10 protein-coding genes are annotated in these 10823 nt (G+C 69.3%); 4 read left to right on the top strand and 6 right to left on the bottom strand.

What is annotated here, in order from left to right; translation table 11 throughout:
- Positions 1–139: 139 nt before the first annotated feature.
- Together ACGFIK_RS05485 and ACGFIK_RS05480 are read right to left on the bottom strand one after the other, a co-directional pair.
- Complete coding sequence (locus ACGFIK_RS05485; protein ID WP_327025363.1) at positions 140–1165, bottom strand: hypothetical protein; 1026 nt, start codon at positions 1163–1165, stop codon at positions 140–142.
- Between the two features lie 144 nt (positions 1166–1309).
- A complete protein-coding gene (locus ACGFIK_RS05480) occupies positions 1310–2317 on the bottom strand; it encodes a LacI family DNA-binding transcriptional regulator (protein WP_327025364.1) in 1008 nt (335 codons plus the stop codon).
- Positions 2318–2456: 139 nt separating this feature from the next.
- Between ACGFIK_RS05480 and ACGFIK_RS05475 the strand changes: the two genes are divergently transcribed.
- Genes ACGFIK_RS05475 through ACGFIK_RS05460 form a run of 4 tightly spaced genes read left to right on the top strand, consistent with a single transcriptional unit; the run spans position 2457 to position 7987 of the window.
- Entirely contained in the window at positions 2457–3764 is a 1308-nt protein-coding gene (locus tag ACGFIK_RS05475) for an extracellular solute-binding protein (protein ID WP_327025365.1), read from the top strand.
- The gene (locus ACGFIK_RS05470; protein ID WP_327025366.1) at positions 3761–4762 is read left to right on the top strand and encodes a sugar ABC transporter permease; all 1002 of its coding nucleotides are present in this window, start codon (positions 3761–3763) and stop codon (positions 4760–4762) included. Before ACGFIK_RS05475 ends, ACGFIK_RS05470 begins: the two co-directional genes overlap by 4 nt.
- Before the next feature lies 1 nt (position 4763).
- Positions 4764–5624 (top strand): carbohydrate ABC transporter permease, encoded by an 861-nt coding sequence (locus ACGFIK_RS05465; protein ID WP_327025367.1) that lies wholly within the window; start codon positions 4764–4766, stop codon positions 5622–5624.
- A gap of 38 nt (positions 5625–5662) precedes the next feature.
- A complete protein-coding gene (locus tag ACGFIK_RS05460; RefSeq protein WP_393337849.1) occupies positions 5663–7987 on the top strand; it encodes a beta-glucosidase in 2325 nt (774 codons plus the stop codon).
- Between the two features lie 65 nt (positions 7988–8052).
- Here ACGFIK_RS05460 and yidC read toward each other — a convergent pair whose 3' ends face one another.
- From yidC to ACGFIK_RS05440, 4 genes are all read right to left on the bottom strand, one after another.
- Positions 8053–8985: a membrane protein insertase YidC gene (yidC, locus tag ACGFIK_RS05455; protein WP_327027086.1), complete on the bottom strand. Its 933-nt coding sequence runs from the start codon at positions 8983–8985 to the stop codon at positions 8053–8055.
- Between the two features lie 177 nt (positions 8986–9162).
- On the bottom strand, positions 9163–9444 hold the full coding sequence (locus ACGFIK_RS05450) for a DUF6412 domain-containing protein (protein WP_327025369.1): 282 nt from the start codon (positions 9442–9444) through the stop codon (positions 9163–9165).
- A gap of 116 nt (positions 9445–9560) precedes the next feature.
- A complete protein-coding gene (locus ACGFIK_RS05445; RefSeq protein ID WP_327025370.1) occupies positions 9561–10331 on the bottom strand; it encodes a hypothetical protein in 771 nt (256 codons plus the stop codon).
- 18 nt (positions 10332–10349) lie between these two features.
- The gene (locus tag ACGFIK_RS05440) at positions 10350–10805 is read right to left on the bottom strand and encodes a hypothetical protein (RefSeq protein ID WP_327025371.1); all 456 of its coding nucleotides are present in this window, start codon (positions 10803–10805) and stop codon (positions 10350–10352) included.
- Positions 10806–10823: the final 18 nt, after the last annotated feature.

Here is a 10823-nt window from a genome sequence, read left to right as displayed (position 1 = left end):
GACGGGGGGCCGAGGCGGGGGGTTTCACGTTGTTCACCGACTGGGTGTGTCTGCGGTGTGGCCACAGGGGCGGTGGCGGCACTGGGCCAGGGGGGTGGTGGGCGGGTTCGGCCCACGACCCCCGCTACACCCCCCGGAGTCAGCGCTTGGCGGCGCTGATCAGGTACTGCACCCCACCCAGGTCGGTCGACTTGGCCCCGCTGGTGTCCGGGCCGAACTGGGTCACGTTGAACGCGATCTCCCGGTCACTGGCCACCTCGGCCGAGAAGAGCAGCGAGAACTGCACCCGCTCACCGGGGTTGAGCAGCAGGTTGCCCAGGCTGGCCCGGGTCGGCTCGACGATCTCCACCTGGGTCCGGCCGATCGCCCGTACCCCGTTGCCGACCGCGCCACCGGCCCGCCACCGCTCGAACAGCTCCGGTCCGAGGTCGACGACCACCCGGCCGCCGATGGCCTGCAACGGCTCGGCCGCGTTGAAGACCACCTCGTTGCGCGAGGGCACCCGCAACGAGTTGCCGATGGCGAAGGGCCGCCCGGCCGGAGTCGTCTGACCCGCGCCGAGCTGCACCGAGTCGACATTGCGCCACGCGACGTTGTTGTTGTACCGGGTGTTGAGGCTGATGTCCGGGCCATCGATGGTCATCGGGTCGGTGGCGGACACCCAGCGGGCCAGCAGGCAGAAGTGGCCCGGCCCGGGTACCCCGGTCCACGGGATGATGACCGTGGTGACCCCCGGGTTCACGGTCACGTAGGCCGCCCCGATCTGGGTCCAGTGGGTCGGCCAGACCGCACCACCACCGGGGGTCGTCCGGTAGACCTGCAGCGTCCCGGTACCCACCCCGGAGCCGTAGGGCCCGGGGTTACGCAGCTTGACGAAGATGTAGTTGGTCACCCCGACGACGGGGTTCTGACTGACGGCACACTCGGTGGGGTTCGGGCAGACCTTGATGTCCGGGCTGGCCCACAACGGGTTGAGGTTGTGCGGTTGGACCCCGACATCGGCGGTGACGTCCTTGATGTAGACGTCGGTGGTGCTGGTCAGCGCGGCGGGCGCGGTCGCCTCGAACGGCGCGGCGACCGCGCTGGCGCCCAGCAGGCCGGTCAACGCCGCAGCGGTCAGCCCGACCATCGCGGCCCGGCGGACCCGTCTTCCTAGACTGCTCATGACAGGTTTCTCCCATCGACGGAGCGTGCGCCGACCAGCGCGTTGCGGTGCTGTGTCGGCGCCGTGACGTCCTTCAAGAGCCGGTGACCGACCCGGAAATACGTCCCCTCAGATGGTGTGAGAACCGGCGGATCGCCCCCGTTTTCAGTCCGGCAGGGATCGGCAGGAGGCGCGGACGACGAGCTCGGTGGGCAGCCGGATGTGGATGTCGCGCTCCACCCCGGCGATCAGATCCACCAGCAGGCGCAGCGCCTCGGCACCCATCCGTTGTATCGGCTGCATGATCGTGGTCAGCGGGGGATTGACCAGGGCGGACTCCGGAACGTTGTCGAAGCCGATCACGGACAGGTCGTCCGGGACCGACAGCCCCATGCTCCGGGCGACATCGATCGTGGAGATCGCGGACAGGTCGTTACCGGCGAAGACCGCAGTCGGTCGGTCCGGCAGGGCGAGCAGTTCGGCGGCAGTCCCGGCGGCGCTCTCGATGCGGAACCCACCGACCCGTACCAGCCGCTCGTCCACCGTCACGCCCGCATCGGCCATGGCCTGCCGGAAGCCCGCCTCACGCAGCCGGGAGGACTCCAGATCGGCCCGTCCACTGATGTGCCCGATCCGACGATGACCCAGGGAGAGCAGGTAGTTGGTAGCCAGTACGGCCCCGGCGAAGTTGTCGGAGTCGACCGTGGGCAGACCCGAGGGGCCGGTGTGCGGGTCGACGGCCACGACATGGAAACCCTGTTTGGTCTCCACCACCGTCGGGGTGACGATCACGGCCCCGTCGATCAGGGTTCCGGACAGCCGCGCCAGCGATCGCCGCTCCCAACCGACGGCCGTACCGGCGACATCGCCGCTGGAGTAGGCGAGCAACTGGTAGCCGGTGCCGGTCACCCCCGCCGAGGCCCCCTTGAGCAGTTCGGTGGAGAAGGGTTCGAACTCCGCGACCAGGATGCCCAGGACGTTCGTCCGGTGGCTGCGCAGGCTCTGCGCGCCGAGGCTGGCCTCGTACCCGAGTTGATGGATGACCTGCTGAACCCGCTCGACGGTAGCCTGCGCCACGCCGTACCTGCCATTCACCACCTTGGATACAGTTGCCACGGAGACGCCGGCCGCGCGGGCCACGTCCGACATGTTGACACGCTGCGGGAACGCCACGCCGACGATGATAGAGGGCGGACGGGGTTCGATGAGTGGCGTATCGAAAACGTTATCGACACCGATTGACACTCGGTTACACGGCTGTAAAACTCCCCCGCAGGCCGAGCACCGCGACTGACTAGTCGAGGAGATACCGATGGCTATAAAGCGCCGCGTACGAACCGCCCTAGCGCTGTCCATCACCACCGCACTACTCGCCACCGGATGCAGTGGGGGCGAGTCCGAGGAGCCCGCCGAGAGCGAGCTGTTCAAGAACCCGGTAACCCTGACCTGGTGGCACAACGCCAGCGAGGACGGGGTCGGAAAGGAGTACTGGGCGAAGGTCGCGAAGGACTTCAACGCCCTGCACCCCACGGTGACGATCGAGATCGAGGCGATCGAGACCAACCAACTCCAGCGCACCCGGCTGCCCGCCGCGCTGCTGAGCAACGACCCGCCGGACATCTTCCAGGCCTGGGGTGGCGGTGAGATGCGCGAGCAGGTCGAGGCCGACTACCTCAAGGACATCACCGACCAGGTCAAGGACGAGGTCGCCAACATCGGCAGCTCCGCCGAGATCTGGGCGGTGAACGGCAGGCAGTACGGGCTGCCGTACCGGATGGGTATCGAGGGCATCTGGTACAACAAGGACATGTTCGCCCGGGCCGGCATCGCGGCTCCGCCGACCACGTTCGAGGAACTCAACGAGGCCGTCACCAAGCTCAAGGCGATCAACGTCGTGCCGATCGCGGTCGGCGCCGGTGACAAGTGGCCGGCCGCCCACTGGTGGTACAACTTCGCGCTGCGGGCCTGCTCCGTCGACACCCTGAAGAAGGCCGCCAAGGACCTGGACTTCGAGGACCCTTGCTTCGTCAAGGCCGGCGAGGACCTGAAGTCCTTCATCGACACCAAGCCGTTCCAGAACAACTTCATCGCCACCCCGGGGCAGAACGACCCGACCAGCGCCAACGGCATGCTGGCCAACGGCAAGGCCGCGATGGAGCTGATGGGTGACTGGAACAAGGGCACCCTGGACAACGTCGCCGAGGACAAGGAGGCGTTGAACAAGTTCATCGGCTGGTTCCCGGTTCCGGCGATCAGTGGTTCGCCCGGTGACCCGAAGGCCGCCCTCGGTGGCGGTGACGGGTTCGCCTGCGCCAAGAACGCCCCGGCGGAGTGTGTCGAGTTCTTGAAGTACATCGTCAGCCCCGAGGTCCAGAAGGGTTACGCGGAGACCGGCACCGGTCTGCCGGTGGCCAAGGGCTCCGAGGCCGGCGTGACCGACCCGGCGCTGCGCTCCATCCTGGAGGCCACCACCAGCGCGACCTACGTTCAGCTCTGGCTGGACACCGCCTTCGGTAGCACCGTCGGCAACGCGATGAACGACGCGATCGTCGCCATCTTCGCGGGCAACGGGACGCCGCAGCAGGTCGTCGACGCGATGAAGTCGGCCGCTCGCAAGTGACGTCCACGAACCAGACCCTGAACCCCGCCGGCGGCGTGTCCGCGCCGCCGGCGGGGCTCCGGCCCGCCAACCGCAAGTCCAGCCGGGCCGCCGAGACGCGACGCAAGTGGTACGAGATCATCGGTCTCACCACACCGGCGATCATCGTGTACGTGATGTTCGTCCTGGTGCCGATGGGCTTCGCCTTCTACTACAGCCTGTTCCGCTGGCGTGGAGTAGGACCGCCCACGGAGTACATCGGCTTCGACAACTACGTGATGGCCTTCCAGGACCCGATCTTCCTGGACGCGTTGCGCAACAACGCGCTCATCGTGTTCGGGTCCCTGATCATCCAGGGCCCCATCGCGTTGGGCGTGGCCCTGTTGCTCAACCGCCACTTCCGGGGCCGTACGGTGTTCCGCCTGCTGGCCTTCGTGCCGTACGTGCTGGCCGAGGTCACCGTCGGCATCATGTGGAAGCTGATCCTGACGGAGAACGGCACCTTCGACGCGCTGCTGCGCTCACTCGGGTTGGGCGGTCTGGTCCAGGCCTGGCTTGCCGATCTCGATATCGTTATCTGGACCCTGCTGTTCGTCCTGACCTGGAAGTACGTCGGCTTCGCCATCATCCTGCTGCTGGCCGGTCTGTCCAATGTGCCGCAGGAATTGAACGAGGCCGCCGAGATCGACGGGGCTAGCTGGTGGCAGATTCAGCGCCATGTCACCCTGCCGCTGCTGGGCCCGACCATCCGGATCTGGATGTTCCTGTCCATGATCGGCTCGTTGCAGGTCTTCGACGTGATCTGGGTGACCTCGGTGCCGGCGGTACGCTCGCTTGGTGCATCGGCAACCATGGCTACATACATGGTGGACAACGGCTTCTTCGCTCGGCTCTGGGGCTACGGCAACGCGATCGCGGTGATCCTGTTCGCCATCTCGTTCGTGGCGGCGGTCGTGTTCCAGCGCTTCCTGCTCCGGCGAGACATCGAGGGCGCCATCACCACCAGAAGGGCAAAGTGACGTGACGACCGCGAACACCGTTCTGACGCCCGCCAAGCGCCGGCCGGTGTCCTGGGGCAACCCCCTGACCTACGCCTTGGCGCTGGCGGTTGCGGCTGTGTCGATCACGCCGGTGATCTACGTGGTGATCGGTGGTTTCCGGACCACCCCGCAGATCGTCGCGAACCCGGCCGGCATGCCCGACCCATGGGTCATCGACAACTACGTCCGGGTGCTGACCCAGAGCAACTTCTGGCGTCAGGCCTTCAACAGCGCGGTGGTGTCCCTGGGCACCACCCTCGGGGTGGTGGCCCTGGGGGTCTCCGCCGCGTTCGTGCTGGCCCGGTACACCTTCCGGGGTCGTGAGGTGCTCTACACCTTCTTCACCCTGGGCCTGCTGTTCCCGGCCGGGGCGGCGATCCTGCCGCTGTACCTCATGCTGCGCGACCTCAACCTGATCAACTCGTACTACGCGGTGATCCTGCCGCAGGTGGCCTTCTCGCTGCCGCTGACGATCGTCATCCTGCGCCCGTTCCTGACGGCCATCCCGCGTGAACTGGAGGACGCGGCGGCCATCGACGGCACCGGGCGGCTCGGTTTCCTCTGGCGCATCATGCTGCCGCTGTCGCGGCCGGCCCTGGTCACCGTCGGGATCCTGGCGTTCGTCACCAGTTGGAACGCCTTCCTCCTGCCGCTGCTCGTCCTCGGTGACGCCAACCTGCACACCCTGCCGCTTGGCGTGCAGCAGTTCTCCAGCCAGTACAGCTCCGACACGGCCGGCATCCTCGCCTTCACCTCCCTGGCGATGCTGCCCGCCCTCCTGTTCTTCACCTTCGCCGAGAAACAGATCGTCGGAGGCCTGCAAGGTGCGGTCAAGGGCTGAGCGGCAGCCGCACGAGCACCAGAAACGGAAGGCACAGCATGACTGAGGTCCGTCAGGTGGGGGGCGCGTCGGCGCCGACTCAAACAGGTCCACGCCACGATCGGCCGGACGGGCCGGACGGCGAGTCGCGGATCCGCGAGCTGCTCGGTCGGATGACGATCGAGGAGAAGGTCGCGCAGCTCGTCGGGTTCTGGGAGAAGGAGGACGGTGAGGCGGTCGCCCCCTTGCAGGGCGAGTTCGGCGAGGTCGACAGGCTGGAGAGCTTCTCCCGGCACGGGCTGGGTCACCTGACCCGGCCCTACGGCACCCGTCCGGTCGACCCCGTAGCCCGCGCCTCCTGGCTGCGGAAGTTCCAGTCGGAACTGGTCACCGGCACCCGGCTCGGCATTCCGGCGATCGTGCACGAGGAGTGCCTGACCGGGTTGTCGGCCTGGAAGGCGGCCACCTTCCCCACCCCCTTGGCCTGGGGCGCCGCCTTCGATCCCGACCTGGTCACCGAGATGGCCGCGGCCGTCGGGACGGTGATGCGTACCCTCGGCATCCATCAGGGCCTCTCCCCGGTGCTGGACGTGATCCGGGACGCGCGGTGGGGCCGGGTCGACGAGTGCATCGCCGAGGACCCGTACCTGGTCGGCACCATCGGCACCTCGTACGTGCGGGGTCTGCAGTCCCAGGGGGTGCACGCCACCCTGAAGCACTTCGTCGGCTACTCCGGCTCCCGGGCCGGGCGTAACTTCGCCCCGGTGCACGCCGGTCCCCGGGAGATCGCCGACGTGTTCCTCCCGCCGTTCGAGATGGCCGTCCTGGACGGCGACGTGCGGTCGGTCATGCACTCGTACGCCGAGATCGACGGCGTGCCGGTCGCCGCCGACCCCACCCTGCTCACCGACCTGCTCCGGGACCGGTGGGGCTTCGACGGCACGGTGGTGGCCGACTACTTCGGGGTGGCCTTCCTGAACCTGCTGCACCATGTCGCCTCCGACCACGCGGAGGCCGCCGTGCTGGCCCTCACCGCCGGGGTCGACGTCGAGCTGCCGACCGGGGACGCCTACCTGACCCTGATCGAGTCGGTGCGGTCCGGCCGGATCGACGAGGCCCTGATCGACCGGTCGGTGCTGCGGGTGCTGCGGCAGAAGCTGGAACTCGGTCTGCTCGACGCCACCTTCGACGACGAGCCGGTCGAGCAGGTCGACCTGGACTCGCCGGAGCATCGGGCGATCGCCCGCCGGTTGGCGGAGAAGTCCATCATCCTGGTCGCCAACCAGGGGGTGCTGCCGATGTCGGCCGGGCGCCGGGTGGCGGTGATCGGCCCGAACGCCGACCGGGAGGCGGCCCTGTTCGGCTGCTACTCCTTCCTCAACCACGTCCTCGCCCAGCACCCGGGGGTGGAGACCGGCATCGAGGTGCCCACCGTGCTCCAGGCCCTGCGGGGGGAGTTCGGCGCCGAGCAGGTCACTTCGGCGGTGGGCTGTGCGGTGGACACCGAGGACCGGTCCGGGTTCGCCGAGGCCGTCGCCACCGCCTCGGCGGCGGAGGTCGCCGTACTGGTCGTCGGTGACCACGCCGGCCTGTTCGGTCGCGGCACCGTCGGGGAGGGCTGTGACCGCGACGACCTGGAGCTGCCCGGGGTGCAGCGGGAACTCGTCGAGGCGGTGCTGGACACTGGCACCCCGGTCGTGCTGGTGCTGCTCACCGGACGGCCGTACGCCCTCGGGTGGGCGATGGACCGGTGCGCGGCCGTGGTGCAGGCCTTCTTCCCGGGCGAGGAGGGGGCCTCGGCGATCGCCGGGGTGCTCTCCGGGCGGGTCAACCCCTCGGGACGCCTGCCGGTGAGCCTGACCGGCTCGGCCGGGGCGCAGCCGTACTCGTACCTGCACCCCACCCTGGGGGAGGGCAACGAGGTGACGAACCTGTCGGCCGCGCCGGTGGCCCCGTTCGGCCACGGTCTGTCGTACACCACCTTCGGGTACGCCGATCTGACCGTGTCCGACACGGTGCCCACCGACGGCACGATCCGGGCGAGCGTCCGGGTCACCAACACCGGCACGGTGGCCGGCGAGGAGGTCGTCCAGCTCTACGGCCACGACCTGGTGGCCTCGATCACCCGGCCGGTGGCGCAGCTGCTCGGGTACCGCCGGGTCCACCTGGAGCCGGGGGAGTCCGTCACGGTCGAGCTGTCCGTGCCCACCACCCGCCTGGCCTTCTCCGACCGCACCCTCACCCGGGTCGTGGAGCCCGGTGAGGTCGACATCTGGGTCGGCAACAGCGCCCACCGTGCCGCCCAGGCCCGTACCACCCTGGTCGGTGACCTCGTCCCGGTGACCAACGACTCCCCCCGCTGGACCACCACCCGCCTGCACTGACCGTCCTTCGGAGCCTGGTGCGGCACCGCCCCCGCGAGGGTCGGGCCGCACCAGGCTCCGGCGTGTCAGCGGCGCTTGTTCGGCCTGCGCCCGGCCGTCGGCGGGGTTGACCCGGCGGCGCCGGTGGCCGGTGTCGCGGTGGTCGGTGCCGTTTCGGCGGCGGTGGCGTTCGGTGTCCCGGCGGCCGGCGCCGATCCGGCGCCGGTGGCGGGCGGGGGTGGGTACCGGCGCAGCATCCAGGTCTGCTGGCCCAGGGAGAACAGGTTCGTGGTGACCCAGTAGATGATCACGCCGATCGGGAAGATCAGCCCGGAGACGAGCAGCGAGGTCGGGATGCCGTAGAGCATCAACCGCTGCATCATCCGCTGCTGCGGCTCCTCGGCCCACCCGGTCCGCAGGATCATCTGCCGACTGCTCAGATAGGTGGTCACGACCATCATCGCGATCAGGATCAGCGCCACCACCCGGACGGTCACCCCGTCCGCCCCGAGCCCGGCCAACTCCGCTGCGCCTGAGCGGAAACTGGCCGCTACGGGCGCGCCGAACAGGGTCGCCGAGGAGGCGCTGTCGAACTGGGTGACCGTCCAGCCGTACAGGGTCTTCAGGTGCTCCGGCATGGAGGGCTTGAGGTGCCGCAGCACATGGAACAGCCCCAGGAAGACCGGGATCTGGACCAGCATGGGCAGGCAGCCCGTCAGGGGGTTGGCCCGCTCGGTCCGGTAGAGCTCGACGATCTCCTTCTGGAGGGTCTCCCGGTCGTCCCGGTGTTTGTCCTGAAGCGCCTTGATCTGGGGCTGGAGGGCCTGCATCGCCCGCTGTGCCTTGATCTGCTTGACGAAGATCGGGAAGAGGACCACCCGGACGGTGAGCACCAGGAAGACGATGCCGAGCACCCAGGACCAGTCGGTGCCCCACAGGGGTGTGTCGGCGAAGACCAACTGCCAGGCGCGGTGCCAGAACAGCAGGATGGCGGAGATGCCTGCGTAGATCAACGCCATCAGTGGGCTGAAGATGGTGCTCACCGGAGGGCTCCGGTGGCCAGGGGGCGGCCGGAGAACCCGGCAGGAATCAGCGAAGTGGACATGGTGCACCTCTCGAACGACGACCGGAGACGGGCAGGAACCAGTCAGGTGCGGTCGCCGTCGAGCGGCAGCGGGTGAGGCTGCGGTTGAGGCTCAGGCGACCGCGAAGGTCGCCGTCGGGGCGCGGGGGCGGGAGCGGCCGGCCGCGTCCGGATCACGATGCCGGGGTACGCCGGTGCGGCGGCAGCGTTCGCGCATCATCCGGCCGGTGACCCGCCGGTTGGCCGGGGTGACCACCCGCAGCAGCAGGTTCACCGCGGCTAGCACGACCGCCAGCAGTGCCCCGGTCGCCGCGGCGGTGCCGGTGACCATGCCACCGGCGCCCGCGTCGGCGAGAACACCGACGAGGTACCAGAGCATGGCGAGCCCGATCACGTGACAACCATATCCGGCGGCCGCGACCGGAGGAGGTCGCGGCGGGCGGGCTGCCCAGACTGCCCCGGCCGCCGTCACCGCCAGCCGGCTGCGGAGTCGCCTCTGCGGTATCCGGGCTAGCGGTGCGGGTCGGTCTCGGCGCGCAGGGCGGCGGTGGCGCGGATGGCCTTGACGATCGCCGGGACCGCGCCGATCAGCAGCACCACCGCCCAGATGATCGCGATCACGGCGAAGACCAGGGCGCCGAGGCTGTCGAGGATGCTGACCAGGATCACCGGCACCAGCCGGTGCAGGAACTCCAGCACCACCGGGCAGAGCAGGCTGGTCCCGATCAGCAGCACCAGGCCCTTGTTCTGCAGGAACTTGGGCTGGGCGAGCAGCAGCAGCCCGGCCCAGGTCAGCTTGAGCAGCAGCACCAGGCCGAGCAGTACGGCCGCGTCCCCCACCGGGAAGAAACCCCACAGGGCCAGATAGGCCAGGGTGCCGAACGGTGGTGCCAGGAACAGGGAAACCATGATCGTCAGCTCGATGAAGGCGAGCACCAGGGCCAGGAACCCCACGATGATCAGGATGATCGAGAAGATCAGGGTGGCGATGCCCTGCACCCGCCCCTGGATCCGTTCGGGGAGCACCAGACCCAGGCAGAACAGCCCGGTGGTCCACAGGGCCGCCGCGTCGACCAGGGCCAGGTAGCCGGTGCCCCGTCCGGAGGGCTCGCTGACCCCGCGTACCTCCCCGACCTCGACACCCAGCTCGGCGGCGCCGCCGGCCAGCGCCGGTCCGGCGTCCAAACCGCCCACCAGCAGCCCGGCACCGACCTCTACGCCGACCGCCAGCACCAGGGCGAGCATGGCCAGCAGCAGGAAGGGCCTGCGTAACGCACCCATCAGGGTCCTCCTCAGGATTCACTGCCGGCTGACGGTGACCACGCAGCCCGTGGGGCAGCGCAGCATGACGATGCTCGGGCGGTCCACCGCGATCCGGGCCACCGCGTCGGTGCCGTCCTCGGCCGGGGTTACCGTGTCGGTCAGGGTGAAGTCGGCACCGCCGGGGGCCGGTGCCTCGACGGCGAACCCGGTGGGGCTGCGCAGGATCAGCAGCCGCAGCCCGCCCGGATCGGCTACCCGTACCGCGCAGTCGCCGACCACCGCCAGCCGACCGGGCGCCTCGGCGCACCCCGCCTGGACACTGTCGGGGTCGACCGCACCCGCTCCACCCCCGACTCGCCCCAGCAACTCCACCAGCGAATGCCGCCCCACCGGATCACCCCCCTCCTGCCGCCCGACCCCCACCACCCCCACGAACAGCACCACCAGCAACACCCCGACCCCCACCACCAACACCTTCTGCCGTCCCCCCACCCCAACCCCCTCCTCTCA

Source organism: Micromonospora sp. NPDC048871, from assembly GCF_043198155.1.
Taxonomy (GTDB): Bacteria; Actinomycetota; Actinomycetes; order Mycobacteriales; family Micromonosporaceae; genus Micromonospora.
Note: the sequence above shows the minus strand (reverse complement) of the source record. Positions and strands in the feature narration are given on the sequence as shown.

Bases quoted from the DNA above. Each gene is read 5' to 3' on its own strand.
- ACGFIK_RS05460 (WP_393337849.1), top strand. From the start codon at position 5,663: ATGACTGAGGTCCGTCAGGTGGGGGGCGCGTCGGCGCCGACTCAAACA.
- ACGFIK_RS05475 (WP_327025365.1), top strand. From the start codon at position 2,457: ATGGCTATAAAGCGCCGCGTACGAACCGCCCTAGCGCTGTCCATCACC.
- ACGFIK_RS05445 (WP_327025370.1), bottom strand. From the start codon at position 10,331: ATGGGTGCGTTACGCAGGCCCTTCCTGCTGCTGGCCATGCTCGCCCTG.
- ACGFIK_RS05485 (WP_327025363.1), bottom strand. From the start codon at position 1,165: ATGAGCAGTCTAGGAAGACGGGTCCGCCGGGCCGCGATGGTCGGGCTG.
- yidC (WP_327027086.1), bottom strand. From the start codon at position 8,985: ATGGCGTTGATCTACGCAGGCATCTCCGCCATCCTGCTGTTCTGGCAC.